This is a genomic window from Mesorhizobium sp. M0514 (assembly GCF_040321145.1).
GTDB lineage: Bacteria > Pseudomonadota > Alphaproteobacteria > Rhizobiales > Rhizobiaceae > Mesorhizobium.
This window is the reverse complement of record NZ_JAMYQZ010000088.1, coordinates 1-26,183: the sequence shown is the minus strand read 5'-3', so window position 1 is coordinate 26,183 and position 26,183 is coordinate 1. Positions and strand designations below refer to the sequence as shown.

The following is a 26,183-nucleotide window of genomic DNA, read 5'->3' as shown; positions in this document are numbered from 1 at the left end:
CCCGAAATCCGCCAGGTGACATCGACGCGCGGGCGACCGAGCGTGGCCGGCGGCAGCACTTCGATGCCGGTGATGCGGCCGGTGGCCGAATCCCATTGCGGCCGGCAGCCCATCAGCGCCAGGCCTTGCGCGATCTCCTCGCCGCCGGTGCGCAGCGAGGCCGAGCCCCAGAGGTCGATGACCAGCGAGCGCGGCCAGTCGCCATGCGACTGCATATAGCCGCGCACGACTTCTTCTGCCGCCGCCTTTCCCAGATCGTAGGCGGTCGGCGTCGGCATGGTGCGCGGGTCGGAGGTGAACAGGTTGCGGCCGGTAGGCAGCACGTCGGAGCGGCCACGCGCCGGTGCGCCCGCCGGACCCGCCTTGATGTGACGGCCGTCGAGCGCGGCAAGAAGTGCTGCTTTCTCGGCCTCCGCGCTTTGCACGCGCATGGCGTCGGGCTCGTCGTCGGGAGCGCGGCCATAGATGTGCAGGCCGTCCTTGATGGCGAAATCCTTGAGGTCGCAGAGCCAGGCGTCGATGCGGCGCAGCGCCTCGTCGGGCGCATCGGTTCCGGCGACGCCGGCTTCGGAGGCGAAGCCGGTCTTTTGCGCCGTGTCGACGATCAGTTTTGCCAGGCGGTCGCGGCGACGGCGGTCGAGGCCGTCGGCCTGGGCATATTCGTCGACGAGGCGTTCGAGCTTGTGCTGCCCTTCGTCGAGGCCGGCACCGGTCAGCGGCGGCGGCAGATGGCCAAGCGTGACGGCGGCGATACGCCGCTTCGCCTGCGCCGCTTCGCCGGGATTGGAGACGATGAAGGGGTAGATGACGGGCAACGAGCCGGTGACGATCTCGGGGAAGCAGTTTTGTGAGAGCGCTACCGTCTTGCCGGGCAGCCATTCCAGCGTGCCATGAGCGCCGACATGGATGAGAGCATGGATGCGGAGCGATTTGCGCAGCCACAGGCCGAAGGCCAGCAGATCGTGGCGCGGCGGCAGCGTCGGGTCGTGGTAATCGGCGCGCCGGTCGGCCGAGCGGCCACGGTCGGGGGCGAGAGCGACAGTGATGTTGCCGAAGGTGGCGGCGCGGAAGGGGAAGCCGCTCTTACCCTCCCCCTTGTGGGGAGGGTGGCCCGCAGGGCCGGGTGGGGGTGGTGCACCGCTACCCCCACCCCGTTTCGCGCCATCCGCTTCGCGAATGTCGCGAACCGACCCTCCCCACAAGCGGGAGGGTGAAGGGGCGCCCCATGCCGCCTCGACTGCAGCCAGTGCGTCAGCCGGCAAATCCTTTGAGAAGTCCAGATACTCCTCCAACCCCAGCCCATCGCCTCTCCGCTCCAACGCGTCCAGCAACTCACGCGGCGTTTCTGGAATCCCGTCAACGCGATAGCCCTGCTCCTTCAGGTCATGCAGCATGGCCAGCACGCTGGACGGCACATCCAGGCCCACTGCATAGCCAGTGCGGCCGGGCGCGCTCGGATAGTCCGGAATGAGGATCGCCAACTTACGCGTCGCGCGGGGCGTCTGCTGTAACCGTGTGAACGCCGCTAGCCTGTCCGCCACTTGCGCCACGCGATCCGGTTCCGGGCGGTTGGCGAAGGCGCGGTGGCCGAGCGCCGGGTCGGTCTCGCTCTCGCCCTTGAAGGAAATCGCGCCGGCAAGGATACGGCCGTCGAGTTCGGGCAGCACGACATGCATGGCGAGGTCGGCGGGCGCCAGGCCGCGCTGGTTGTTGTCCCAGACGTGGCGGCGGGTGGTGGCGACGATGACCTGGAAGACCGGCACGCCGGCGCGGTCGAACAGGGTTTGGACGCCGGGTTCGGCGCCGGATGCGAAGGCGGTTGCGGTGATGATGGCGGCGGGGTTGAGCGAGGCGAGCGCGGTCTCGACGAAGGCCAGCGACGTCGGGTCCTTCAGGCTGGAGACGAAGATGGGGGCCGGGCGCATGCCGCGTTGGCGCAGTGCATCAAAAAGCGCGTCGATGGGGGCGACGTCGGCTGCCAGCAGCATCGAGCGGTAGAAGAGGATGGGGATGATGGGAGGGTTGATGTTGTCTGCGCCGAGTTCCCGCCCACCCCCCTCTGTCCTGCCGGACATCTCCCCCGCAAGGGGGGAGATTGCGCTGTCATCGACGCTTTCGCCAATCGGGGCTGTTGCAGAGGAATCTATTATCGACTGGGCAGAAAAAGTGCCGAGGTCCGCGCCGGCTGATCTCCCCCCTTGCGGGGGAGATGTCCGGCAGGACAGAGGGGGGTGTGAAGGAACGCCGACATCGGCCAAATCCAACTTGCCTACGACGCCGCGGCCTGGCTCGTAGTAGCCAGCTTTCGGCACGCTGACCGGCTCTGCAACCGCCGCATCCGACCCAGCCAACCCCGCCAGCCGCTGCACCAGCGCCGTCATATTCTCCGGCCCGCCCTCGCGGAAATAGCCAAGCAGCGCGTCCAGTTCCGGGCGCGACAGCGTCGAGGCTTCGATCAGCCTGAGATCCTCGTCGTGGCTTTCACCAGGCAGCAGCGCCAGCTTGATGCCGTTCGCACGGGCAGTCGCGGCAAGCTGGTCGCAGCCATAGCGCCACCAGTCGTAGCCGCCGAGGATGCGCACCAAAATCACCTTGGCGTAGCGAGCGACGCTGTCGATCCAGAGGTCCACGGACATGGGATGGCGCAGGTCGCGCAGCGCCGCTAGCCGCATTGACGGCAGGCGGGCAGCATCGGCCTTCCAGCCCGCCGCGAGGCCGGCGAGGTCGCTGTCGGTGAAGGACAGCGCCACGATATCCGCCGGCGTCTGCCGGAGATCAACTGGCTCGGCGAGATCGTCGAGCGACGCGGATGTGGTGGTGAGTATGTGCATCGCGGCTTAGCGCGTTTCACCGTTTCACGGAAACGGCGAGCCGCTCTATCTCCTTGTTTTTACGCAATTCCTCTGGGAAAACCGTTTCACACTTTTCCTGGAATTGCTCCTGAGATCAGCCGGCGAGTATACGCTCGATCGCCGGGCGGTTCAGCCCCTTCAGGCCAATGACGACGAGACGCGAGCGGCGATCGTCTTCGGCCGTCCAGGCGCGGTCATAATAATGGTTGACGCGTGGGCCGACGGCCTGCAGCAAAAGCCGCATCGGCTTGCCGCCGACATCGACGAAGCCTTTCACACGCAGCACATTCTCTTCCTCGGCCACCATGGCGACGCGCCTGGCCAGTTCGTCCGGATTGGCGATCGAGGGGATGTCGACGATGAAGGTGTCGAAATCGTCATGCTCGTGGTCGAAAGCGCCGTCATGGTGGGACTTGCGGTTCTCGATGTCGTCCTCGACGGCGAGACCGAGGCCAAGCAGCACCGAGGGATCGACCTTGCCATGCGCGGTCGGCACGATTTTTACCGCGCGAGCGGAATGCTCATTGATGATGGCGTTGGCGCGGGCCGAACCGGGGGCGTCCATCAAATCGCTCTTCGACAGGATGATCAGGTCGGCGCAGGCGATCTGGTCCTCGAAGACTTCTTCGACCGGATCGTCATGGTCGAGCGTTTCGTCCTGAGCGCGCTGAGCCTGCAGGGCGTCCATATCGTTGGCAACGCGTCCCTCCGCCAGCGCCGGGCCGTCGACCACGGCGATGACGCCGTCGACGGTTACCCGGCTTTTCACACTCGGCCACTGGAATGCCTGGACCAGCGGCTTGGGCAGAGCCAGGCCCGAGGTCTCGATCAGGATGTGGTCGACCTTCGGCGTCAGTGCGAGGATCTTGTCGAGCGCGGGCACGAAATCGTCGGCGACTGTACAGCAGATGCAGCCATTGGCGAGTTCGACGATGTTTTCCTCGGGGCAGGTGTCGATGCCGCAGCCTTTCAGGATTTCGCCGTCGATGCCGATGTCGCCGAACTCGTTGACGATGATGGCGATGCGCTTGCCCCCGGCGTTTTCCAGGAGATGGCGGACCAGCGTCGTCTTGCCGGCGCCGAGAAAGCCGGTGACGACGGTGCAGGGAACACGGGAGAGATTGCCGGCCGGGTTTGAAGCGTTCATCGTCAGTCCTTCAGCATATCGAGGGGTGGGATGCGGGCAACGAGGCCGCGCTTGAGGCTATCGGGCCGGCCGCGCCACGGGATGAGGCCGTCGGTCGAGGTCGCGAAGAGCTTTGCGCCGGTGACGAGGTCGGCGCCGCTGGTTGCGGTCAGATCGCCGAAGACATAGCTCCAGCAGCCGTCACGCAGGATGGCAGCGCTCAGCCGGCGCTTGCAATTGCCGAGGCATTCGGCGGTGCGGACCCGGATATCGCCGGCAGCGGCGAGGCGCGTGTCGTCGGCCAGCAGTTCGCCGGCGCGGGGGTGAGCGTCTGAGCCGGTTTCATCGCGGCATGAGGCGCAGACGATGACGGTCACGCCGGCCAACGCGTCGCTATCGGCAGACGAAACATCCGCTGTGCCAGCCGAAAAACTGCTGTTCTGGTCCAAAAACCGTGCTCCTTGCCCGGAAACCCGCCAGGCGATCGGATACTTTGTCTCAGACGGCAGGTCTCCTGGCTCGCGGGTCATCGCCTTGGTTAGCCGCCTTCCCGGTGTTACCCAGTGGCATTCGGCCTTGGCTCTTCGCTTACAGTTGCGGGGACAGCCGCGGATTTGGGATTTTGTCCCGCACCGCATTCCCTCTTGGCCCTTGCCGTTGCGGGCAGGGGACCGTCTGGAGCGGATTTAGGCCGTTGCGGGGAGTTGTGTCAACGCGCTGCTACGACATGGCGATGTCGGCCAGGGGTTTCCCCAGATTGCCGGCCGGCGTCACTTCGATGCGCTCAAGGCCAAGCCAGCCCTGCATCTGCTTTAGTTCCTCGAAAAGCTGTGCGGTGGTCTCAGGCGGTGCGCCTGCTTCGGCATAGGCGGCGTGGACGCGTAAGACACTCGCAGGCCGGTCGGCCTTCAGATCGACGCGGGCGACGATCCGGTCGCCGAGCAGGAAGGGCAGCACGTAGTAGCCATATTGCCGCTTGTCGGCCGGGGTGTAGATCTCGATGCGGTAGTGGAAATCGAACAGGCGCTCGGTGCGCGAGCGCTCGAAGACCACCGGATCGAAGGGCGCCAGTAGCGCGCGGGCGTCGATCTTTCGCGGCAGACGGGCGTCCTTATAGAGGTAAGCCGGCTTGTCCCAGCCTTCGACGTTTACCGGCAGCAACTCGCCCATCTCGACCAGTTCCTCCAACCGGCCCTTCATGTCGGCTGGCGACAAGCGGAAATAATCGCGCAGGTCACCCGACGTCGCGATGCCGTGGGCGCGGGCGGAAATGCGCAGCAATTCGCGGTGCGCGTCCTCGGCCGCCGGCACCGGCAGGTCGAGGATCGCCTGCGGCAGCACGCGCTCGGGCAGGTCGTAGAAGCGCTCGAAGCCACGGCGGTGCGCCGTGGTGATGCGTCCGGCCCAGAAGAGCCATTCGAAGGCGTGCTTGGCGTGGCTCCAGCCCCACCAGCCGCCCGAACCTTTCTGGCCCTCCAGTGCCGAAGCGGCAATCGGGCCGCGCTCGGCGACCGCGCGGTAGATGTCTTCAATATAGGCGGCGTGTTCGCGGCCCCATTTGGCCAGCCCCAGATACATTTCGTCGCCCTGCTCGGCGCGCTGCATGCGCCAGCGCATCAACGGGTAGGTCTCGACCGGCAGGAACGAGGCCTCATGCGCCCAGTACTCGAACACGGTGCGCTTGCGGGTGATTGCGGCATTGTCGAGCAGGGTGAGCGGGTAGGGGCCAAGGCGCGAATAGAGCGGCATATAGTGGGCGCGCACCACGGCGCTGACGGAATCGATCTGCAGCAGGCCGGTGCGCGACAGCACGCGGGCGAGGTGGCGGCGATCGGGCGTGCCGACCGGGCGGGGATCGAGAAATCCTTGCGCGGCGAGCCCGATGCGCCTGGCCGTGGGGAGTGAGATTTTGTCCTTCGTCAAAGTGTCTTGCCTCGAACCATTTTCCCGAATTTAGCCGGCGATTCCGGTCATGCTAGCAGGCAAATGGCGGGAGATGTGTCAGGAGACAAAAGTGGAGTGAAAGGTGAAGGAAATCAAACAGGAGGAGATCGGACCAGTTTTTCCCGGCCTGCCGTCCAGCACTGTCTTTTGAACAAGGTTTGACTTGCTTCGCTGAAAGCCGTGCGCTAACCCTCGCCGCGTTGCAGCAAAGGCACCTAAAACGGTTCAGCGGTTAAACTGTCGCGCTTCCGCATTAGGGTTGGTTGCTGTAATCAAAGTGGATTGGCCGCCAACGGAAAGCCGAGCATGAACGTACTCCTCAGTTCATACCTGCCCATCGTCCTCTTCATCGCCGTGGCCGCGGTTGTAGGCCTGGCGCTTATCATCGCGCCGTTCCTGGTGGCTTATCGCAATCCCGATCCGGAGAAGCTTTCCGCCTACGAGTGCGGGTTCAACTCGTTCGACGATGCCCGGATGAAATTCGACATCCGCTTCTACCTCGTGTCGATCCTGTTCATCATCTTCGATCTGGAAGTGGCCTTCCTGTTTCCGTGGGCGGTGTCGTTCTCGAAGATCGGCATGCTCGGTTTCTGGTCGATGATGGTGTTTTTGGCGGTGCTGACCATCGGCTTTGCCTATGAATGGAAAAAAGGAGCGCTGGAATGGGATTGAACGACAGTTCCGGAACGCTCGTCGCGCCGAAGCCCAAAGGTCTGATCGACCCCAATACCGGACGTCCGGTCGGTTCCGACGATCCGTTCTTCCTCGAGATCAACAATGAACTGGCCGACAAGGGTTTTCTGGTCACCTCGACCGAGGCGCTGATCACCTGGGCACGCAGCGGCTCGCTGATGTTCATGACCTTCGGTCTCGCCTGCTGTGCCGTCGAGATGATCCACACCTCGATGCCGCGCTATGATTCTGAAAGGTTTGGCGTGGCTCCTCGCGCGTCGCCGCGCCAGTCCGACATCATGATCGTGGCGGGAACGCTGACCAACAAGATGGCCCCGGCTTTGCGCAAGGTCTACGACCAGATGCCGGAGCCGCGCTACGTCATCTCGATGGGTTCCTGCGCCAATGGCGGCGGCTATTACCACTATTCCTATTCGGTGGTGCGCGGCTGCGACCGCATCGTGCCGGTCGACATCTATGTGCCCGGTTGCCCGCCAAGCGCCGAAGCTCTGCTCTACGGCATTCTTCTCCTGCAGAAGAAGATCCGCCGCACCGGCACGATCGAACGGTAAGACCATGGCCGCATCTCTGAGCGAACTGTCGACCTATCTCGGCGAAAAGCTGCCGGGCCGCGTGTCCGATGCGGTGCTGGCCTATGGCGAACTGACGATCTCGGTTGCTACAGACAATCTGATCGAGGTGACAAGCTTCCTGCGTGACGATTCGGGCTGCCAGTTCATTTCGATCATCGATATCTGCGGCGCCGACTACCCGTCGCGCGTCAAGCGTTTCGACGTCGTCTATCATCTGCTTTCGCCGAAGCAGAATTTGCGCATCCGCATCAAGGTCCAGGCCGACGAAGAGACGCTGGTGCCGTCGCTCACCGCTGTCTATCCCGGCGCCGACTGGTATGAGCGCGAGGCCTATGACCTTTATGGCGTGCTGTTCTCCGGCCATCCGGACCTGCGCCGCATCCTCACGGATTACGGCTTCGAGGGCCATCCCCTGCGCAAGGATTTCCCGCTGACCGGTTTCGTCGAGGTTCGCTACGACGACGAAGCCAAGCGCGTCATCTACGAGCCTGTGGAACTGAAGCAGGAATTCCGCAATTTCGATTTTCTTTCGCCATGGGAAGGGACGGATTACGTCCTGCCGGGCGATGAGAAGGCGAAACAGTGAGTAGGAAGTAGTGAGTAGTCAGTAGCAAAAGATTTGGAGCAACGGATCGAATCTTATCGCGACTTGAAGGTGTGGCAATCGGCGATGACGCTTGCTGAGGATTGCTACCGTTTCACCAAAGAGTTTCCGAGGGATGAGATTTACGGCATGACCTCTCAGATGCGCCGATCGGCGGTTTCGGTCGCAGCGAACGTCGCGGAGGGATACGGTCGGGAGAACAGAGGGTCGTTCGTTCAATTTTTGCGCATGGCGCAAGGCTCGTTGAAGGAACTGGAGACACACATACTGCTGGCATGTCGGGTTGGCCTGCTGCGAAAAGACAATGAGATTGAGCTGCTGCTGCGATGCGAAGAGATTGGAAAAATGATGAGATCTCTTATCCGAACGGTGCAGGCCAAGCAGGCGGAATGAAGCAGGCATTGAGATTGATGATCACTACTCACTACTCACTACTGACTCTTCGCCAGAGGCGCCAGAATGGCTGAAACCTCCGTCCGCAACTTTAACATCAACTTCGGACCGCAGCACCCTGCGGCGCACGGTGTTTTGCGTCTTGTGCTGGAGCTGGACGGCGAGGTCGTGGATCGCGTCGATCCGCATATCGGCCTACTCCATCGCGGCACCGAAAAGCTGATCGAGCACAAGACCTATCTGCAGGCGGTGCCCTATCTCGACCGGCTCGATTATTGCGCTCCGATGAACCAGGAGCATGCCTTCGCGCTCGCCACCGAGCGGTTGCTCGGCATCGAAGTGCCGAAGCGCGGCCAGTTGATCCGCGTGCTCTATTCCGAGCTCAGCCGCATCATGTCGCACATCCTCAATGTGACGACGCAGGCGCTGGATATCGGCGCGCTGACGCCGCCGCTGTGGGGTTTCGTCGAACGCGAAAAGCTGATGGTGTTTTATGAGCGCGCTTCCGGTTCGCGCATGCATGCGGCCTATTTCCGTCCCGGCGGCGTGCACCAGGATCTGCCGGCGAAGCTGGTCGAGGACATCGGCAAGTGGATCGACCCGTTCCTGAAGTCGCTTGACGACCTCGACAGGCTGCTTACCGGCAACCGCATCTTCAAGCAACGCAATGTCGATATCGGTATCGTGTCGCTTGCCGACGCCTGGGCCTGGGGCTTTTCCGGCGTCATGGTGCGCGGCTCGGGTGCGGCCTGGGATTTGCGCAAGTCGCAGCCTTATGAATGCTATTCCGAGATGGATTTCGACATCCCGATCGGCAAGAACGGCGACTGCTACGACCGTTATCTCGTGCGCATGGAAGAAATGCGCCAGTCGGCCAAGATCATGCGCCAGTGCGTCGACCTTCTGCTCGGCAAGGAAAGCACCGGGCCCGTGTCGAACCTCGACGGCAAGGTGGTGCCGCCCAAGCGCCAGGCGATGAAGCGCTCGATGGAAGCGCTGATCCATCACTTCAAGCTCTACACCGAGGGCTATCGCGTGCCGGCCGGCGAGGTCTATGCCGCCGTCGAGGCGCCGAAGGGCGAGTTCGGGGTCTATCTCGTCTCCGACGGCACCAACAAACCCTACCGCTGCAAGCTGCGCGCGCCCGGCTTCGCGCATCTGCAAGCCATGGATTTCCTCTGCCGCGGCCATATGCTGGCCGACGTCACCGCCGTGTTGGGTTCCCTCGATATCGTCTTCGGGGAGGTTGATCGGTGATGGCGGCAGCCAATCCTACAGTGCGCTCTCAGGTCGGTGTTCGAGGGAATGCGGACGCTGCCCTACCGCGGTGGCGCGAATTGGCAAAAGCCATGCTGCCGGTCGAGTTCGCCGAGGCTTCTTACAACTCGACTCAGCACTGTTCCATCTATGACTTCTTTTTTACCCTGCTACCCAAGACGCGCCTTGCCCACCGCGACAATGACATGGACAAGCTGGGTAGAATGCATGGGTTCGCCCAATGGGCTGCCGTTCACCCGAACAAACAGATTTGGAATGCGGCTGGTGTCGCTTTTTACGAGCACTTGTTCGACGATGACATCGACGCTGATGCGGTCATGGCATGGATCTCGCCTCAAGTAAGGCAAACTGTTCTGGGGCTGTGGCAATACATGTTGCCCGCAGAGCGATTTGCGAGTGTTGCTCGATCTGCCGAACGCATTCCGTTTTCTCATCAGAAAGAATGTGAAACCGCAATAGCTCTCGTAGCAGAGCAGGGGCCCGATCGCTAAATGTCAGTCCGCCGTCTCGCAGATGCAAGCGTCCAGCCAGCCACCTTCGCCTTCAACCGGGCGAATGCGGCGGTTGCGAAGCAATGGATCAAGAAATATCCGAAGGGCCGGGAGCAGTCGGCGATCATTCCCTTGCTGATGATTGCGCAGGAGCAGGAAGGCTGGGTCACCAAGGCGGCGATCGAGACGATTTCGGACATGCTCGGCATGCCGCGCATTCGCGGGCTCGAAGTCGCGACCTTCTACACGCAGTACCAGCTCAATCCGGTCGGCACGCGCGCGCATATCCAGGTCTGCGGCACCACGCCCTGCATGCTGCGCGGCTCGGAAGCGCTGATGGATGTGTGCCGCTCGAAAATCCATCACGACCAGTTCCACACCAACGACAAGGGCACGCTGTCGTGGGAGGAGGTCGAATGCCTCGGCGCCTGCGTCAACGCGCCGATGGTGATGGTTTTCAAGGACACGTTCGAGGATCTGACGCCTGAGCGGCTGGCCGAAATCATCGATCTTTATGATGCAGGCAAGGGGGCCTCGGTTCCCACGGGACCGCAAAACGGCAGAACCGGCTCGGAGCCGGCGCCTGGCCTGACGACGCTGAAGAGCGAAAAGGCGATCCTCAAAGCGACGCGCGACAAGGAAGCCAGGGCGGCGAGCAAGGCTGCCCACGCGGCGCCCGACGCGATCATTGCAGCGCCTGTTCCGGCGCCTGCCGCTCCTGCAGCGGCCGCCCCGGTCGCGCCATCCAACGCCGGCAAGCCGAAGACCGATGCGCCGGAAACCAGCTCGGCGTTGAAGTCGCCCTCCAGGGCCAAGGTTGCACCGGCGGCGGAAAAAGCGGCGAGCGTCCCGGCGCCCCTGCATTCGGCCGCCAACGCCAACACCGCGGCGCCTGAAGTCGAGAAGGTCGCCAAGCAGCGTAATGGCTCGAAGACCACCTCCACGCCGGCAGCTGCCTTCATCGCTCCGGAATTCAAGGCGCCAGCGGCCAAGGCCCCGGTGGCCCCGGCCGTCAAGGCGCCGACAGCCAGACCCGCAAAGCCGTCGCTCGAGGACAAGAACCGTCCGGCCGGAATCGACAGGCCGGCCGCGGTCGACGATCTCAAGCTGATCTCGGGCATCGGCCCGAAGATCGAGGGCATCCTTCATTCGCTTGGCATCTTCACCTTCACACAGGTCGCATCCTGGAATAAGGCCGAGCGCGACTGGGTGGATGGATATCTCGCTTTCCAGGGCCGCATCGAGCGCGACGACTGGGGCAAGCAGGCCAAGGCGCTCGCCAAGGGCGGCGTCGCCGAATACATCCGCGTCTTCGGCAAGGAGCCACGTTGATGGCTGAAGCGCAAAGCACCGGATCTTTGCTGTCGCTGCGCAGTATTGTCATCGGCGTTATCTGCATCGCTGCTGCCAACATCCTTCTGGAGGGGCTCCGGCGCCTCGTCGAATTGCCGTTTTCGGATATCCTGGAATCGATGGCCGCGACCGGCATGGGCGTGCTGGTGTGGTTCTCGATCGTCTTCCGGGGAAAGAGGTAAGTCATGCTGGCCGACAAAGACCGCATCTTCAACAACATCTACGGCCTCTTCGACAAGTCGCTGGCCGGCGCGATGGCGCGCGGCGCCTGGGACAACACGCCCGGCATCATCGCCAAGGGGCGCGAGTGGATCGTCAACGAGATGAAGGCGTCCGGCCTGCGTGGCCGCGGCGGCGCCGGATTCCCGACCGGGCTGAAATGGTCGTTCATGCCCAAGCAAAGCGACGGAAGGCCGAGCTATCTCGTTGTGAACGCCGACGAATCCGAGCCGGGCACGTGCAAGGATCGCGACATCCTGCGCAACGATCCGCACACGCTGGTCGAGGGCTCGTTCATCGCCGGCTTCGCCATGGGCGCGGTCGCCGCCTACATCTATGTGCGCGGCGAGTTCATCCGCGAGCGCGAAGCGCTGCAGCGCGCCATCGACGAGGCCTATGAGGCCAGGCTGATCGGCAAGAACAACACGTCCGGATACGATTTCGACATCTACATGCATCACGGCGCCGGCGCCTATATATGTGGCGAGGAAACAGCACTTCTCGAAAGCCTCGAAGGCAAGAAGGGCCAGCCCCGGCTGAAGCCGCCATTCCCAGCCAATGTCGGCTTGTACGGTTGTCCGACTACCGTGAACAATGTCGAGTCAATCGCGGTCGCGCCGACCATTTTGCGCCGTGGCGCCGCCTGGTTCTCGTCCTTTGGCCGGCCCAACAATGTCGGCACCAAGCTGTTTTGCATCTCGGGTCACGTCAACAATCCGTGCACCGTCGAAGAGGCGATGTCGATCCCGTTCCGCGAGCTGATCGAAACCCATTGCGGCGGCATTCGCGGCGGCTGGGACAATCTCCTGGCGGTCATTCCGGGCGGCGCTTCGGTGCCGCTGGTGCCGGCCGAGCAGATCATCGATGCGCCGATGGATTTCGATGCTTTGCGCGACCTGAAATCCGGCCTCGGCACGGCGGCTGTCATCGTCATGGACAAATCGACCGATATCGTGAAGGCGATCGCCAGGCTTTCCTATTTCTACAAGCATGAGAGCTGCGGCCAGTGCACGCCATGCCGCGAAGGCACCGGCTGGATGTGGCGGGTGATGGAGCGGCTGGTGCGCGGCGAGGCGCAGAAGCGCGAGATCGACATGCTGCTCGACGTCACCAAACAGGTGGAGGGTCATACGATCTGCGCGCTGGGCGATGCCGCGGCATGGCCGATCCAGGGCCTGATGCGGCATTTCCGCGGCGAGGTGGAGCGGCGCATCGACGAGTTTTCGCGCAACGCGCACCGGGCCGAACCGGTGATGGTGGCTGCTGAGTAGATTGAAATCGGGCGCAAGCCCCGGACGGAAATATAGGGGCGGGGCTGACGAAGAAACGACCAGGAGATGTCTATGGCGCCCTATTCGAACCCTTTGATGCCCAATTTGGACCAGCTTGAGAAGATGAACCAGGATTTGACCAGGATGATGCCGAAGGAGATGGCCAGCGCCGTCAACCTTCTCGCGCATCCTGTCGCGGGTGCCGCCGCGATGTCGGCGCTGGGCTTTGGCCTTGCCAACCATGCCTTTGGCGTGTGGCTAGGCGCCTTGTCGGGTGCTGCCGAGGCATCGCAGCGGATTTTCCAGCCGATCATCGACGATTTCGAACAGCGCAGCCAAGGGTTGGCCGAGACCGCCCCCGCCACCAAGGCGCGCGCGGCGACCAGAACCCTGATCGCCGAGGCGCAGACTTTTGCCCAGGATGTGACCGATATTGCCGCTCGCACCGTCGATGCCGAGCCGGAGAAGACCGAGGCCGTCGCCGAAGGCGCGACGATCGGATTGATGCCGGAGGATTTCAGACAGCCCAAGGCCGTGGCGCGTCCGGCCAAGCCGTCGGATCTCAAGGCGATCACCGGCGTTGGGCCGAAGCTGGAAAAGGTGCTGAACGGCCTCGGCATCTGGACCTTTGCCCAGATCGCCGCCTGGGCGCCGGAAGAGATCGCCTGGGTCGAGGACTACCTGTCGCTCACCGGCCGCATCGGCCGCGACGAGTGGACCCGCCAGGCCGCGGCGCTGACGCTGGCTGCCAAGGCGAAGAAGTAGGGGGGGCAGGCATGGATATCCACGACAGGAGCGATGTTCTCGATGTGCGCAATGCCATCGTCAGCAACTCCAGATTTGACGATGTGAACTTGTCGAACACGCAGTTTCACAACGTCGACCTGTCGGCGGCCGTTGTGGACGACGCGAACCTCTCGGACGCGTTTTTCAGCAATGTGAATATGAGCAATTTGAAGATAGAAAACGCTGAAGTCGCCGGCATGATGATCAATGGCATCAGGCTGAGCGATCTGTTTCAGGCATATGAGACGGCGCAGACCGCCGGGGGCAATTGATGGCAAAGCTCAAGGTCGACGGGAAAGAGATCACTGTACCCGACCACTACACGCTGCTGCAGGCGGCCGAGGACGCCGGCGCGGAAGTGCCGCGCTTCTGCTTCCATGAGCGGCTGTCGATCGCCGGCAATTGCCGCATGTGCCTGATCGAGGTGAAGGGCGGGCCGCCCAAACCGCAGGCCTCCTGCGCCATGAATGTGCGCGACCTGCGTCCGGGTCCGAATGGCGAGGCGCCTGAAATCTTCACCAACACGCCGATGGTCAAGAAGGCCCGCGAAGGCGTGATGGAATTCCTTTTGATCAACCATCCGCTGGATTGCCCGATCTGCGACCAGGGCGGCGAATGCGACCTGCAGGACCAGGCGATGGCCTTCGGCGTCGATTCCTCGCGCTATCACGAGAACAAGCGCGCGGTCGAAGACAAGTATATCGGCCCATTGGTCAAGACGGTTATGAACCGCTGCATCCACTGCACGCGCTGCGTTCGCTTCACCACGGAAGTTGCGGGCATTTCCGAGCTTGGCCTGATCGGCCGCGGCGAGGATGCCGAGATCACCACCTATCTCGAAAGCGCCATGACCTCGGAGCTGCAGGGCAATGTCATCGACCTCTGCCCGGTCGGCGCGCTGACCTCCAAGCCTTTCGCCTTTCAGGCACGGCCGTGGGAGCTGACCAAGACAGAATCCATCGACGTCATGGACGCCGTCGGCTCGGCAATCCGCGTCGACAGCCGCGGCCGCGAGGTGATGCGCATCCTGCCGCGCGTCAATGAGGCGGTCAACGAGGAGTGGATTTCCGACAAGACCCGCTTCATCTGGGACGGATTGCGCACGCAGCGCCTCGACCGCCCCTATGTCCGCAAGGACGGAAAGCTGGCGCCGGCCAGCTGGGCCGAAGCGTTCGTTGCGATCAGGGATGCGGTGTCGAATGCTGCGCCCGAGAAAATCGGCGCGATTTCGGGCGATCTTGCCGCCGTCGAGGAAATCTACGCACTGAAGCAGCTTATGGCTGCGTTGGGCTCAAGGAACACCGATTGCCGCCAGGACGGCGCCGCACTCGATCCGGCGCTCGGCCGCGCCAGCTACATCTTCAACCCGACCATCGAGGGCATCGAGCAGGCCGACGCGGTGCTGATCATCGGCGCCAATCCGCGCTTCGAGGCCTCGGTGCTCAATGCCCGCATCCGCAAGCGCTGGCGGATCGGCAATCTGCCGGTCGGCGTCATCGGCGAGGTCGGCGACACGCGTTACGACTACGAACAGCTCGGCGCCGGTCCGGAGTCCTTGAAAGATCTGGCCGACGGCAATGGCAAGTTCTTCCAGGTGCTGAAGAAGGCGACGCATCCTCTGATCATCGTCGGCCAGGGCGCGCTGTCGCGTGCCGACGGCGCGGCGGTGCTCGGCCAGGCGGCGAAACTCGCCACGGCCGTCAACGCTGCGCGCGCCGACTGGAACGGCTTTGCCGTGCTGCACACTGCGGCCGCGCGCGTCGGCGGTCTCGATGTCGGCTTCGTGCCTGGCAAGGGCGGCAAGAACGTTGCCGGCATGCTGGGGGAGAGCGAGGTTCTGTTCCTGCTCGGCGCCGACGAGGTCGACATGTCCAAGACCGGCGGCGCCTTCGTCGTCTATGTCGGCACGCATGGCGACGCCGGTGCGCACCGCGCCAATGTCATCCTGCCGGGAGCCGCCTACACCGAAAAGTCCGGCACCTATGTCAACACCGAGGGACGCGTGCAGCAGACCAACCGCGCGGGCTTCGCGCCGGGCGACGCGCGCGAAGACTGGGCGATCCTGAGGGCATTGTCCGATGTGCTGGGCAAGAAACTACCCTTCGATTCGCTGCAGCAGTTGCGCGCCAAACTTTATGGCGAATACCCGCATCTCGCCCGCATCGATCATGTCGAAGCCGGCAATGCCGATGACGTCGCCAAGGTGGCGAAGCTCGGCGGGCGGCTGAACAAGGGCACTTTCACCTCGCCGGTCACGGATTTCTATCTGACCAACCCGATCGCGCGGGCCTCCGCCGTCATGGCGGAATGCTCGGCGCTGGCGAAAAACGGCTTCAGGCAGGCGGCAGAGTAGACATGGACACCTTCTTCTCCTTCTACGTGCTGCCGACGCTGATCATCCTTTTAAAGTCGGTCGTGCTGATCGTCGTTTTGCTGATCGGGGTTGCCTACCTGCTTTACGCCGACCGCAAGATCTGGGCGGCGGTGCAATTGCGCCGCGGCCCGAACGTCGTCGGCCCGTGGGGCACGCTGCAGGCTTTCGCCGATCTGCTGAAATTCGTCTTCAAGGAACCGGTCATTCCGTCCGGCGCCAACAAGGGCGTGTTCCTGCTGGCGCCGCTGGTGTCGGCCGTGCTGGCAATCTCGGCCTGGGCGGTCATTCCCGTCAATGCGGGCTGGGGGATCGCCAACGTCAATGTCGGCATCCTCTACGTCTTCGCCATCTCCTCGCTCGAGGTCTATGGCGTGATCATGGGCGGCTGGGCGTCCAACTCGAAATACCCGTTCCTCGGCGCGCTGCGCTCGGCGGCGCAGATGGTGTCCTACGAAGTCTCGATCGGCTTCGTCATCGTCACCGTGCTGCTCTGCGTCGGCTCGCTCAACCTGTCGGACATCGTGCTGTCGCAGCAGGATGGGCTGGGCACCAAGCTTGGCCTGCCCAACAGCTTCCTCGACTGGCACTGGCTGGCGCTGTTCCCGATGTTCGTCATTTTCTTCATCTCGGCGCTGGCCGAGACCAACCGCCCGCCCTTCGACCTGGTGGAAGCCGAGTCGGAACTCGTCGCCGGTCATATGGTCGAATACTCCTCGACGCCGTTCCTGTTGTTCTTCCTCGGCGAATACGTCGCCGTGGTGATGATGTGCGCGCTGGCCACCATCCTGTTCCTCGGCGGCTGGCTGCCGCCCTTCGACTTCGCCCCCTTCACCTGGGTGCCCGGCGTGATCTGGTTCGTGCTCAAGATCTGCCTGATGTTCTTCATGTTCTCGATGGTGAAGGCCTTCGTGCCGCGCTACCGCTACGACCAGCTGATGCGGCTCGGCTGGAAAGTATTTTTGCCGATCTCGCTGTTCATGGTCGTTGCCACCGCGGCCTTCCTCAAGATCACGGGGATGGCGTGATGGGCGATTTCACCCTTGGTTTTTTGGGAGCAGTTGCCGGCGTAGTCGTGGCGTTGTTCGGCAATCTGGTCGTGCTTCCTTACGTCTTGCGGCAACAGGAACAAAGGTTGGCAGCAAACTATCGAGCCCCGGTGTTTAGCTGGGACAAGCAGAAATTGGCTGCTCTGACGACACTTGCTTACCGTTTCCTGATGCCTGTTTTGTTTGGGTTTGTCGGCGCCATCGCTGCAATACAGATTTTTGGGGGTGCCGAATGAGTGCGCTTGCTCAAGCCGCAAAATCGCTGCTGCTGCAGGATTTCGTCAGCGCCTTCTTCCTGTCGATGCGCCAGTTCTTCGCGCCGAAGGAGACGATCAACTATCCGCACGAGAAAGGGCCGACCAGCCCGCGCTTCCGTGGCGAGCACGCGCTGCGCCGCTATCCCAATGGCGAGGAACGCTGCATCGCCTGCAAATTGTGCGAAGCGATCTGTCCGGCGCAGGCGATCACCATCGAGGCCGGCCCGCGCCGCAATGACGGCACGCGCCGCACCGTGCGCTACGACATAGACATGGTGAAGTGCATCTATTGCGGCTTCTGCCAGGAAGCCTGCCCGGTCGACGCTATCGTCGAGGGGCCGAATTTCGAGTTCGCGACGGAGACGCGCGAAGAGCTTTACTACGACAAGGACAGGCTGCTGGCGAATGGCGACCGCTGGGAGCGCGAACTGGCGCGCAACATCTCGCTGGACTCGCCCTACCGCTGACATTTGACGCATGGACGGGGCGAGGGGCCTCGTCTAAGGACAACGCAACTTGCCGGCCGGAGGCGGTCGCAGAAATCAAACAGGACGGATGTCCTGTTTGGACAGGAACCCGGGGGATCCCCAATGCTGAGTGGACTAGAGGCGGCCTTTTTCTACCTCTTCGCCTTTGTCGCGGTGGCGTCGGCCTTCATGGTCATTTCGTCGCGCAACCCCGTGCATTCCGTGCTGTTCCTGATCCTGACCTTCTTCAACGCCGCCGGCCTGTTCATGCTGACCGGCGCCGAGTTCCTGGCGATGATCCTGCTTGTCGTCTATGTCGGCGCGGTCATGGTGCTGTTCCTGTTCGTCGTCATGATGCTCGATGTCGACTTCGCCGAGATGAAGGAAGGCGCCCTGCAATATGCGCCGATCGGCGCGCTGGTCGGGCTGATCCTGGCGGCCGAGCTGATCGTGGTGCTCGGCGGCTACACCTTCGCGCCGCAACTGGCCTCGACGGTCTCCAAACCCATCCCGGATCTTGCCGCGCGGACAAACACCGCAGCACTCGGCGACATCCTCTATACCGACTACCTCTACTACTTCCAGATTTCGGGCCTCATCCTGCTGGTCGCCATGATCGGCGCCATCGTGCTGACGCTGCGCCACAAGGAAGGGATCAAGCGGCAGTCGATCGCAGCCCAGGTCGGCCGCACGCCGGCGACAGGCATGGAAATCCGCAAGGTCAAGTCGGGCGAGGGGCTCTGAGATGGTCGTCGGCATCGCACATTACCTGACCGTATCGGCGATCCTGTTCACGCTGGGCGTGTTCGGCATCTTCCTGAACCGCAGGAACATCATCGTCATCCTGATGTCGATCGAGCTGATCCTTTTGGCGGTCAACATCAATTTCGTTGCCTTCTCGGCGGCATTGGGCGATCTCGTCGGCCAGGTGTTTGCCCTGTTCGTGCTGACGGTCGCGGCCGCCGAAGCGGCCATCGGTCTTGCCATTCTCGTCGTCTTCTTCCGCAACCGCGGCTCGATCGCGGTCGAAGACGTGAACCAGATGAAGGGTTGACGGGGCTAACATGTATCAAGCGATCGTCTTCCTTCCGCTGCTCGGCTTCCTGATCGTCGGCCTGTTCGGCAATTCGCTGGGCGCCAAGGCATCGGAATACATCACCTCGGGCTTCCTGGTGATCTCGGCCGTGCTGTCCTGGGTCGCCTTCTTCTCCGTCGGCTTCGGCGAGGGCGAGGTGTTCACCGTGCCGGTACTGCGCTGGATCCAATCCGGCGGGCTCGACGCGTCCTGGGCGCTCAAGATCGATACGCTGACGGTGGTCATGCTGGTGGTGGTCAACACGGTGTCGGCGCTGGTCCACATCTATTCGATCGGCTACATGCACCACGATCCGAACCGGCCCCGCTTCTTTGCCTATCTGTCGCTGTTCACCTTCGCCATGCTGATGCTGGTGACGGCCGACAATCTGGTGCAGATGTTCTTCGGCTGGGAAGGGGTGGGTCTCGCCTCCTATTTGCTGATCGGCTTCTGGTACAAGAAGCCGTCGGCCAATGCCGCTGCGATCAAGGCCTTCGTCGTCAACCGCGTCGGCGATTTCGGCTTTGCGCTCGGCATTTTCGGCGTCTTCGTTTTGTTCGGCTCGGTCAATCTCGGCACCATCTTCGCCAATGCCGCGACGTTCATTCCGGCTGAAGGCGCACCACAAGGCGCCGCCGTGCTGACCTTCCTCGGCTATGCGCTGGACAAGCAGGCGGCCATGACCATCGTCTGCCTGCTGCTGTTCATGGGCGCTATGGGCAAGTCGGCGCAGGTGCCGCTGCACACCTGGCTGCCGGACGCCATGGAAGGCCCGACCCCGGTCTCGGCACTGATCCATGCCGCCACCATGGTGACGGCCGGCGTGTTCATGCTGGCGCGGCTGTCGCCGCTGTTCGAACTGTCGCATTCGGCGCTGACCGTGGTGACCTTCATCGGCGCCTTCACCGCCTTCTTCGCGGCGACCGTCGGCCTGGTCCAGAACGACATCAAGCGCGTCATCGCCTATTCGACCTGTTCGCAGCTCGGCTACATGTTCGTGGCGCTCGGCGTCGGCGCCTATGGCGCGGCGATTTTCCATCTGTTCACGCACGCCTTCTTCAAGGCGCTGCTGTTCCTGGGCTCGGGCTCGGTCATCCATGCCGTCTCCGACGAGCAGGACATGCGCAAGATGGGCGGCCTGCGGAAGCTCATTCCGAAGACCTACTGGATGATGGTGATCGGCACGCTGGCGCTGACCGGCGTCGGCATTCCGGTGACCGTCATCGGCACCGCCGGCTTCTTCTCCAAGGATGCCATCATCGAGGCTGCCTTTGCCGGCCACAATTCGGTCGCCGGCCTCGCTTTTGTCCTGCTGGTCATCGCCGCCTGCTTCACCTCCTTCTACTCCTGGCGGCTGATCTTCATGACCTTCCACGGCGAGCCGCGGGCGAGCCACGACGTCATGCACCATGTCCATGAATCGCCGCCGGTGATGCTGGTGCCGCTGTTCATCCTGGCCGCGGGCGCGCTGTTTGCCGGCGTTATCTTTCATGGCGCCTTCATCGGCGAAGGCTATGCCGAATTCTGGAAGGCGTCGCTGTTCACGCTGCCGGACAACCACATCCTGCACGACATCCATGAATTGCCGCTGTGGGTCGAGCTGGCACCGTTCGTCGCCATGGTCATCGGCTTTGCAGTCGCCTGGAAGTTCTACATCCGCTCGCCGGAACTGCCCCGGAGTGTCGCCGCCAACCATCGGCTGCTCTATGCCTTCCTGCTCAACAAATGGTACTTTGACGAGCTCTACGACGTCCTGTTCGTGCGGCCGGCAAAGGCGCTGGGCAGGTTCTTGTGGAAGACCGGCGACGGCACCATCATCGACGGGCTCGGTCCTGACGGCATTTCGGCGCGCGTCGTCGATGTCACCGACCGCGTCGTCAAGCTGCAGACCGGCTACCTCTATCACTATGCCTTCGCCATGCTGATCGGCGTGGCCGCACTCGTCACCTGGATGATGCTCTGATGACCGCCTGGCCAATCCTCTCGCTGGTCACCTTCCTGCCGCTGGTCGGTGTGCTGCTGATCCTGTTCATCAGGGATGACAGCCCGAATGCGCGTCGCAACATCCGCGCCATCGCGTTCACGACGACGGCGGCCACCTTCATCATCTCGCTGTTCATCTGGACCGGCTTCGACAATTCGCAGGCCGGCTTCCAGTTCGTCGAGAAGTTTGCCTGGCTGGATTCCGGCATCTCCTACCATATGGGCGTCGACGGCATTTCGATGCTGTTCGTCATCCTCACGACGTTCCTGATGCCGCTCTGCATCCTGGCGTCGTGGGAAGCGATCGACACGCGGGTCAAGGCCTACATGATTGCCTTCCTGCTATTGGAAACGCTGATGATCGGCGTGTTCTGCGCGCTCGACATCGTGCTGTTCTACGTCTTCTTCGAGGCCGGCCTGATTCCGATGTTCATCATCATCGGCGTCTGGGGCGGCAAGCGCCGCGTCTACGCCTCGTTCAAGTTCTTCCTCTATACGCTCGCCGGCTCGGTGCTGATGCTGCTCGCCATCATGGCGATGTTCTTCCAGGCGGGCACCACCGACATCCCGACGCTGCTGACCCACAACTTCCCGGCCCACATGCAGACATGGCTATTTCTAGCCTTCTTCGCCTCCTTCGCGGTGAAGATGCCGATGTGGCCGGTGCACACCTGGCTGCCCGATGCGCATGTCGAAGCGCCGACGGCGGGCTCGGTGATCCTGGCGGGCATACTGTTGAAAATGGGCGGGTACGGCTTCCTGCGCTTCTCCCTGCCGATGTTCCCGCTGGCGTCGGAAATGTTCGCACCGCTGGTGTTCACGCTGTCGGTCGTCGCCATCATCTACACCTCGCTGGTGGCGCTGATGCAGGAGGACATGAAGAAGCTGATCGCCTATTCCTCCGTCGCCCATATGGGCTTCGTCACCATGGGCATCTTCGCCATGAACCAGGAAGGCGTGCAGGGCGCGATCTTCCAGATGCTGAGCCACGGCCTCGTCTCGGGCGCACTGTTCCTGTGCGTCGGCGTCATTTACGACCGCATGCACACGCGAGAGATCGACGCCTATGGCGGCTTGGTCAACAACATGCCGAAATACGCAACCGTGTTCCTGATCTTCACCATGGCCAATGTCGGCTTGCCGGGCACGTCAGGTTTCGTTGGCGAGTTCCTGACCATGCTCGGCGTGTTCCGGGTCAACACCTGGGTGGCTTTCTTCGCCGCCACCGGCGTCATCCTGTCGGCGGCCTACGCGCTCTGGCTCTACCGCCGGGTGATCTTCGGCGCGCTGACCAAGGAAAGCCTGAAGGGCCTGCTCGATCTGTCGACGCGCGAGAAGGCAATCATCTACCCGCTGGTCGTGCTGGTCATCTTCTTCGGCGTTTATCCCGCTCCCGTCTTCGATGCCACGGCCCAGTCGGTCAAGGCGCTCGTCACCAATGTCACCGCATCCATCGGCGCCGCGCAGACCGCGGCGGCGAACTGACCAGAGGTTTTGCGAACCATGACGCCGGACCTTTACTCCAGCCTTTCGCTCTCGACGCCGGAGCTGATCCTCGCCATCGGCGCGCTGGCGCTGTTGATGGTCGGCGCCTATTCGCGCGCCAACACTGCCATTCTGGTGACCGGCCTTGCCGTCGCCGTGCTGGTGATCGCAGGCCTATGGCTGATCTTTCCCACGGGGCAGGGGAGCGCCTACGGCAACGCCTTCATCCAGGATCCGTTCTCCCGCTTCATGAAGGTGCTGTCGCTGATCGGTTCGGCGGTGACGCTGGTGATGTCGATGCGCTTCGCCAGGCAGGAGCATTTCGACAAGTTCGAATACCCGGTGCTGATCCTGTTGTGCACGCTCGGCATGATGCTGATGATCTCGGCCAACGGCATGATCGGGCTCTATCTCGGCCTCGAACTGCAGTCGCTGGCGATTTACGTGCTGGCGGCGATCAATCGCGACAATCTGCGTTCGACCGAGGCCGGTTTGAAGTATTTTGTGCTCGGCGCGCTGTCGTCGGGCATGCTGCTTTACGGAATCAGCCTCATTTACGGCTACACCGGCAATGTCGGCTTCCAGGAAATCGCCTCGGCGCTTGGCAGCGGTGAGCGCCAGCTCGGCCTCGTCGTCGGCCTGGTTTTCGTTTTGGCCGGTCTTGCCTTCAAGATTTCCGCGGTGCCGTTCCACATGTGGACGCCCGATGTCTACGAGGGCGCGCCGACGCCGGTCACCGCCTTCCTGGCGGCTGCCCCCAAAATGGCGGCAATGGCGCTGATCGTGCGCGTCACCATGGGCGCCTTCAAGCCGATCGCTTCCGACTGGCAGCAGATCATCGTCTTCATCTCGATCGCCTCGATGGCGCTCGGCTCCTTCGCCGCGATCGGCCAAACCAACATCAAGCGGCTGATGGCGTACTCCTCGATCGGCCATATGGGCTACGCGCTGGTCGGCCTAGCCGCCAACAGCCAGGCCGGCGTGCGCGGCGTCGCCATCTACATGCTGATCTATCTCGTCATGACGCTCGGCACCTTCGCCTTCATCCTCGCCATGCGGCGCAAGGAAGGCAATGTCGAGCAGATCAGCGATCTCGCCGGTCTGTCGTCGACCAACCCGATCATGGCGACGATCCTGACCATCCTGATGTTCTCGCTGGCCGGCATCCCGCCGCTCGCCGGTTTCTGGGGGAAATGGTACGTGTTCCTCGCCGCCATCAACGCCAACCTCTATGCGCTGGCGATCATCGGCGTGCTGGCCTCCGTAGTGGGCGCGTTCTACTATCTGCGCATCATCAAGATCATGTGGTTCGACGAACCGGCCGGCGGCTTCGTGCCGATGGCGAGCGAACTGCGCCTCGTGCTTGGCATCTCCGGCGCTTTCGTGCTGTTCTATGTGTTGATCGGCGGTCCGATCGCGACCTACGCCGAAGCCGCCGCCAAGACATTTTTCTGACCGGATGGCATTTCGGCTGGCTCCAACCTCTGAGACGGAAGGGTTCCGGCTCGAGGCGCATGACAGTGTGGGTTCCACCAACACGCTGGCGCTGGACCATGCAAGGGCAGGCGATCCCGGCAAATTGTGGGTCGTTTCCAAGAAGCAGGAAAGCGGCCGTGGCCGCCGCGGCAGGGCCTGGGTATCGCCCGAGGGCAATCTGGCGGCGACATTGCTGGTCATCACCGGCGGTGAGTTGCGTCTGGCGGCGACGCTGGGCTTCGTCGCCGGCCTGTCGCTGGCCGATGCGCTCGACGCCGTGGTGCCGAAGGGCAGGATCGCTATCGGCCTCGACGGCGCCAGCCAGGGGCAGAATCGCTTCGAGCTGAAATGGCCGAACGATGTGCTGGCCTCCGGCGCCAAGCTGGCCGGCATCCTGCTGGAATCGGCCATTCTCGATGGCGGCCGTTTCGCGGTGGCGGTGGGCATCGGCGTCAATGTGGTGGCGCATCCGCCGGATTTGCCGTATCCGGCGACATCGCTTCAGGCGCTGGGCGCGACATGCGACGCCGAAACGCTGTTCTTGGCGCTGTCTGATGCCTGGACCGACAATGCCCGGCTGTGGGATGACGGACGCGGGCTCGACGCCATCCGGCGTCGCTGGCTATCGCGCGCGGCGGGGCTTGGCGGCGAGGTTGCTGTCAGGATTGACGGGAATGTGGTGCGCGGTACCTTCGAAACCATTGACGCGGACTGCCGTTTCGTGATCCGCGATGATGAGGGGTCGGTCGTGACGGTAGCCGCCGGCGACGTGCATTTCGGCGCCGTCGCGTCGGCAAAGATTTAGGGGCTGGCCGCAAGGGCCGGGAAGGGAAAATTGATGGCGAAAGCGCAAAACGCCGAACTCGTCTTCGTGCCGCTCGGCGGCGTCGGCGAGATCGGCATGAACTTCGCCCTTTACGGCTATGGGCCGCCTAGCGCGCGCGAGTGGATCGTCGTCGATGTCGGCGTGACTTTTCCCGATGCGGCGCATCCTGGCGTCGACCTGATCCTGCCCGATACGCGCTTCATCGAGGAGAACCTCGCCGGCCTGCGCGGCATCATCATCACCCACGCGCATGAAGACCATTACGGGGCGCTGCTCGACATCTGGCCGAAGCTGAAGGCGCCGGTGTGGATGACACCGTTCAGCGCCGGACTGCTGGACGCCAAGCGCCAGGGCGAGCAGGGCGCGCCGAAGAAAATTCCGGTGACGATCTACCGGGCAGGCGAAACATTCACTGTCGGCCCGTTCTCGATCGAGGCCATTCCGGTGGCGCACTCGATCCCCGAGCCGATGTCGCTGGCGATCACCTCGCCGGCCGGCACCGTCATCCATACCGGCGACTGGAAGATCGATCCGGAACCGACGATCGGTCCGAAAACCGACGAGGCGCGGTTTCGCGCCTATGGCGACAAGGGCGTTCTGGCGCTGGTCTGCGATTCCACCAATGCGCTGCGCGAAGGCGAATCGCCGTCGGAAGTGGCGGTGGGCGAAGGCCTCAGGGGCGTCATCCAGAGCGCTGTCGGCCGTGTCGCCGTCACCACCTTCTCTTCCAATGTCGGGCGCATCGTCTCGATCGCCAAGGCGGCGCGCGATGCCGGCCGCCAGTGCCTGGTGCTCGGCCGCTCGCTGAAGCGGGTCATCGATGTCGCCGGCGAGCTCGGCTACATGGACGGGCTGCCGGAGTTCATCGCCGAAGAGGATTTCGGCTTCATCCCGCGCGAGAACCTCGTCATCATCTGCACCGGCAGCCAGGGCGAGGCGCTGGCGGCACTGGCAAAACTTTCGCGCGACGAGATGAAATCGGTGTCGCTGACGGCCGGCGACACGGTGGTGTTTTCCTCACGCACCATTCCCGGCAACGAGAAGGCGATCCTCGAGATCAAGAACCGCCTCATCGACCTCGGCATCAAGATCATCGAGGATGGCGACGCGCTTGTGCATGTCTCCGGCCATCCCCGCCGCAGCGAATTGCGCAGGATGTATGAATGGGTGCGGCCGCAGATCGGCGTTCCCGTGCACGGCGAAGCCGCGCATCTGGTGGCGCAGGGGTCGCTGATGTCGACGTCGGGCATCGGCCAGGTGGCGCAAGTGCGCGACGGCGACATGCTGCGGCTGGCGCCGGGTCCGGCCACGATCATCGACCAGGTGCCGTTCGGCCGCATCTACAAGGACGGCAGGCTGATCGGCACCGACCAGGCGATGGGCATACGCGACCGGCGCAAGCTATCCTTTGCCGGCCATGTCGCGGTCAATGTCGTGCTCGACGACAAATATGAGCTCGCCGGCGATCCCGATCTGGTCGCCATCGGCGTCGCCGAGGCCGATGCCCGTGGCGAAAACATGGAAGATCTGATGCTCGACGCGGCCGTCGGCGCGGTCGACTCGATCCCTCGCCAGCGCCGCAAGGACCTCGATCTGGTGCAGGAAGCGGTGC

26 protein-coding genes and 1 riboswitch are annotated in these 26,183 nt (G+C 63.1%); of the genes, 22 read left to right on the top strand and 4 right to left on the bottom strand.

Features of this window, described 5'->3' with window-relative positions; genetic code table 11:
• The 4 genes from NKI61_RS26770 to NKI61_RS26755 form a co-directional block, all read right to left on the bottom strand.
• A partial coding sequence (locus tag NKI61_RS26770; RefSeq protein WP_352841676.1) for a cobaltochelatase subunit CobN occupies positions 1–2,831 on the bottom strand: 2,831 nt, incomplete at its 3' end.
• A 115-nt stretch (positions 2,832–2,946) separates the two neighbouring features.
• Complete coding sequence (gene cobW, locus NKI61_RS26765) at positions 2,947–3,999, bottom strand: cobalamin biosynthesis protein CobW (protein WP_352841674.1); 1,053 nt, start codon at positions 3,997–3,999, stop codon at positions 2,947–2,949.
• 2 nt (positions 4,000–4,001) lie between these two features.
• Complete coding sequence (locus NKI61_RS26760) at positions 4,002–4,427, bottom strand: DUF1636 family protein (protein WP_023733809.1); 426 nt, start codon at positions 4,425–4,427, stop codon at positions 4,002–4,004.
• A gap of 38 nt (positions 4,428–4,465) precedes the next feature.
• A riboswitch (cobalamin riboswitch) is annotated at positions 4,466–4,669 on the bottom strand.
• A 29-nt stretch (positions 4,670–4,698) separates the two neighbouring features.
• Positions 4,699–5,901: a winged helix-turn-helix domain-containing protein gene (locus tag NKI61_RS26755; RefSeq protein ID WP_023733808.1), complete on the bottom strand. Its 1,203-nt coding sequence runs from the start codon at positions 5,899–5,901 to the stop codon at positions 4,699–4,701.
• 327 nt (positions 5,902–6,228) lie between these two features.
• Between NKI61_RS26755 and NKI61_RS26750 the strand changes: the two genes are divergently transcribed.
• The 22 genes from NKI61_RS26750 to NKI61_RS26645 form a co-directional block, all read left to right on the top strand.
• Entirely contained in the window at positions 6,229–6,594 is a 366-nt protein-coding gene (locus tag NKI61_RS26750) for an NADH-quinone oxidoreductase subunit A (RefSeq protein ID WP_023670825.1), read from the top strand.
• The gene (locus NKI61_RS26745) at positions 6,585–7,166 is read left to right on the top strand and encodes a NuoB/complex I 20 kDa subunit family protein (protein WP_023670824.1); all 582 of its coding nucleotides are present in this window, start codon (positions 6,585–6,587) and stop codon (positions 7,164–7,166) included. The genes NKI61_RS26750 and NKI61_RS26745 overlap by 10 nt, the downstream gene beginning before the upstream one ends.
• A 4-nt stretch (positions 7,167–7,170) precedes the next feature.
• Positions 7,171–7,773: an NADH-quinone oxidoreductase subunit C gene (locus tag NKI61_RS26740; protein ID WP_023733807.1), complete on the top strand. Its 603-nt coding sequence runs from the start codon at positions 7,171–7,173 to the stop codon at positions 7,771–7,773.
• A gap of 33 nt (positions 7,774–7,806) precedes the next feature.
• Positions 7,807–8,184 carry a four helix bundle protein gene (locus NKI61_RS26735; protein WP_031193090.1) on the top strand — a complete coding sequence of 126 codons (378 nt, stop codon included), beginning with the start codon at positions 7,807–7,809 and terminating at the stop codon, positions 8,182–8,184.
• Between the two features lie 66 nt (positions 8,185–8,250).
• On the top strand, positions 8,251–9,441 hold the full coding sequence (locus tag NKI61_RS26730; protein WP_023685196.1) for an NADH-quinone oxidoreductase subunit D: 1,191 nt from the start codon (positions 8,251–8,253) through the stop codon (positions 9,439–9,441).
• Positions 9,441–9,953 (top strand): DUF7674 family protein, encoded by a 513-nt coding sequence (locus NKI61_RS26725; protein WP_156937191.1) that lies wholly within the window; start codon positions 9,441–9,443, stop codon positions 9,951–9,953. The genes NKI61_RS26730 and NKI61_RS26725 overlap by 1 nt, the downstream gene beginning before the upstream one ends.
• Positions 9,954–11,285 carry an NADH-quinone oxidoreductase subunit E gene (locus NKI61_RS26720; RefSeq protein WP_352841671.1) on the top strand — a complete coding sequence of 444 codons (1,332 nt, stop codon included), beginning with the start codon at positions 9,954–9,956 and terminating at the stop codon, positions 11,283–11,285.
• On the top strand, positions 11,285–11,488 hold the full coding sequence (locus NKI61_RS26715; RefSeq protein ID WP_352841669.1) for a hypothetical protein: 204 nt from the start codon (positions 11,285–11,287) through the stop codon (positions 11,486–11,488). Before NKI61_RS26720 ends, NKI61_RS26715 begins: the two co-directional genes overlap by 1 nt.
• A 3-nt stretch (positions 11,489–11,491) precedes the next feature.
• Positions 11,492–12,796: an NADH-quinone oxidoreductase subunit NuoF gene (gene nuoF, locus NKI61_RS26710; RefSeq protein ID WP_023670819.1), complete on the top strand. Its 1,305-nt coding sequence runs from the start codon at positions 11,492–11,494 to the stop codon at positions 12,794–12,796.
• Between the two features lie 72 nt (positions 12,797–12,868).
• A complete protein-coding gene (locus NKI61_RS26705; RefSeq protein WP_352841667.1) occupies positions 12,869–13,561 on the top strand; it encodes a helix-hairpin-helix domain-containing protein in 693 nt (230 codons plus the stop codon).
• 11 nt (positions 13,562–13,572) lie between these two features.
• Entirely contained in the window at positions 13,573–13,854 is a 282-nt protein-coding gene (locus NKI61_RS26700) for a pentapeptide repeat-containing protein (protein WP_352841665.1), read from the top strand.
• Positions 13,854–15,935, top strand: a complete 2,082-nt coding sequence (nuoG, locus tag NKI61_RS26695) for an NADH-quinone oxidoreductase subunit NuoG (RefSeq protein WP_023712710.1) — start codon at positions 13,854–13,856, stop codon at positions 15,933–15,935. Before NKI61_RS26700 ends, nuoG begins: the two co-directional genes overlap by 1 nt.
• A gap of 2 nt (positions 15,936–15,937) precedes the next feature.
• Positions 15,938–16,981: an NADH-quinone oxidoreductase subunit NuoH gene (gene nuoH / locus NKI61_RS26690; RefSeq protein ID WP_023670815.1), complete on the top strand. Its 1,044-nt coding sequence runs from the start codon at positions 15,938–15,940 to the stop codon at positions 16,979–16,981.
• Positions 16,981–17,238 carry a hypothetical protein gene (locus NKI61_RS26685; protein ID WP_023670814.1) on the top strand — a complete coding sequence of 86 codons (258 nt, stop codon included), beginning with the start codon at positions 16,981–16,983 and terminating at the stop codon, positions 17,236–17,238. Before nuoH ends, NKI61_RS26685 begins: the two co-directional genes overlap by 1 nt.
• Entirely contained in the window at positions 17,235–17,726 is a 492-nt protein-coding gene (gene nuoI / locus NKI61_RS26680; protein ID WP_023805493.1) for an NADH-quinone oxidoreductase subunit NuoI, read from the top strand. Before NKI61_RS26685 ends, nuoI begins: the two co-directional genes overlap by 4 nt.
• A 123-nt stretch (positions 17,727–17,849) precedes the next feature.
• Positions 17,850–18,470, top strand: a complete 621-nt coding sequence (locus NKI61_RS26675) for an NADH-quinone oxidoreductase subunit J (protein WP_023670812.1) — start codon at positions 17,850–17,852, stop codon at positions 18,468–18,470.
• Position 18,471: 1 nt separating this feature from the next.
• Entirely contained in the window at positions 18,472–18,780 is a 309-nt protein-coding gene (nuoK, locus tag NKI61_RS26670; RefSeq protein WP_023670810.1) for an NADH-quinone oxidoreductase subunit NuoK, read from the top strand.
• Positions 18,781–18,790: 10 nt separating this feature from the next.
• Positions 18,791–20,764, top strand: coding sequence for an NADH-quinone oxidoreductase subunit L (gene nuoL / locus NKI61_RS26665; RefSeq protein WP_352841663.1), 1,974 nt, complete (start codon positions 18,791–18,793; stop codon positions 20,762–20,764).
• The gene (locus NKI61_RS26660) at positions 20,764–22,269 is read left to right on the top strand and encodes an NADH-quinone oxidoreductase subunit M (protein WP_352841662.1); all 1,506 of its coding nucleotides are present in this window, start codon (positions 20,764–20,766) and stop codon (positions 22,267–22,269) included. The genes nuoL and NKI61_RS26660 overlap by 1 nt, the downstream gene beginning before the upstream one ends.
• Positions 22,270–22,287: 18 nt before the next feature.
• Positions 22,288–23,724 (top strand): NADH-quinone oxidoreductase subunit NuoN, encoded by a 1,437-nt coding sequence (gene nuoN, locus NKI61_RS26655; protein ID WP_352841660.1) that lies wholly within the window; start codon positions 22,288–22,290, stop codon positions 23,722–23,724.
• A 4-nt stretch (positions 23,725–23,728) separates the two neighbouring features.
• Positions 23,729–24,550 (top strand): biotin--[acetyl-CoA-carboxylase] ligase, encoded by an 822-nt coding sequence (locus tag NKI61_RS26650; protein ID WP_023709242.1) that lies wholly within the window; start codon positions 23,729–23,731, stop codon positions 24,548–24,550.
• Positions 24,551–24,583: 33 nt separating this feature from the next.
• Positions 24,584–26,183: ribonuclease J (locus NKI61_RS26645; RefSeq protein WP_352841658.1), on the top strand; the 1,600-nt coding region annotated here is incomplete at its 3' end.

Bases quoted from the DNA above. Each gene is read 5' to 3' on its own strand.
- nuoI (WP_023805493.1), top strand. From the start codon at position 17,235: ATGAGTGCGCTTGCTCAAGCCGCAAAATCGCTGCTGCTGCAGGATTTC.
- cobW (WP_352841674.1), bottom strand. From the start codon at position 3,999: ATGAACGCTTCAAACCCGGCCGGCAATCTCTCCCGTGTTCCCTGCACC.
- NKI61_RS26675 (WP_023670812.1), top strand. From the start codon at position 17,850: ATGCTGAGTGGACTAGAGGCGGCCTTTTTCTACCTCTTCGCCTTTGTC.
- NKI61_RS26705 (WP_352841667.1), top strand. From the start codon at position 12,869: ATGGCGCCCTATTCGAACCCTTTGATGCCCAATTTGGACCAGCTTGAG.
- nuoG (WP_023712710.1), top strand. From the start codon at position 13,854: ATGGCAAAGCTCAAGGTCGACGGGAAAGAGATCACTGTACCCGACCAC.
- NKI61_RS26700 (WP_352841665.1), top strand. From the start codon at position 13,573: ATGGATATCCACGACAGGAGCGATGTTCTCGATGTGCGCAATGCCATC.
- NKI61_RS26730 (WP_023685196.1), top strand. From the start codon at position 8,251: ATGGCTGAAACCTCCGTCCGCAACTTTAACATCAACTTCGGACCGCAG.
- NKI61_RS26740 (WP_023733807.1), top strand. From the start codon at position 7,171: ATGGCCGCATCTCTGAGCGAACTGTCGACCTATCTCGGCGAAAAGCTG.
- NKI61_RS26725 (WP_156937191.1), top strand. From the start codon at position 9,441: ATGGCGGCAGCCAATCCTACAGTGCGCTCTCAGGTCGGTGTTCGAGGG.
- NKI61_RS26715 (WP_352841669.1), top strand. From the start codon at position 11,285: ATGGCTGAAGCGCAAAGCACCGGATCTTTGCTGTCGCTGCGCAGTATT.
- NKI61_RS26685 (WP_023670814.1), top strand. From the start codon at position 16,981: ATGGGCGATTTCACCCTTGGTTTTTTGGGAGCAGTTGCCGGCGTAGTC.
- NKI61_RS26660 (WP_352841662.1), top strand. From the start codon at position 20,764: ATGACCGCCTGGCCAATCCTCTCGCTGGTCACCTTCCTGCCGCTGGTC.
- NKI61_RS26750 (WP_023670825.1), top strand. From the start codon at position 6,229: ATGAACGTACTCCTCAGTTCATACCTGCCCATCGTCCTCTTCATCGCC.
- nuoK (WP_023670810.1), top strand. From the start codon at position 18,472: ATGGTCGTCGGCATCGCACATTACCTGACCGTATCGGCGATCCTGTTC.
- nuoH (WP_023670815.1), top strand. From the start codon at position 15,938: ATGGACACCTTCTTCTCCTTCTACGTGCTGCCGACGCTGATCATCCTT.
- nuoN (WP_352841660.1), top strand. From the start codon at position 22,288: ATGACGCCGGACCTTTACTCCAGCCTTTCGCTCTCGACGCCGGAGCTG.
- NKI61_RS26720 (WP_352841671.1), top strand. From the start codon at position 9,954: ATGTCAGTCCGCCGTCTCGCAGATGCAAGCGTCCAGCCAGCCACCTTC.
- NKI61_RS26745 (WP_023670824.1), top strand. From the start codon at position 6,585: ATGGGATTGAACGACAGTTCCGGAACGCTCGTCGCGCCGAAGCCCAAA.
- nuoL (WP_352841663.1), top strand. From the start codon at position 18,791: ATGTATCAAGCGATCGTCTTCCTTCCGCTGCTCGGCTTCCTGATCGTC.
- NKI61_RS26650 (WP_023709242.1), top strand. From the start codon at position 23,729: ATGGCATTTCGGCTGGCTCCAACCTCTGAGACGGAAGGGTTCCGGCTC.
- nuoF (WP_023670819.1), top strand. From the start codon at position 11,492: ATGCTGGCCGACAAAGACCGCATCTTCAACAACATCTACGGCCTCTTC.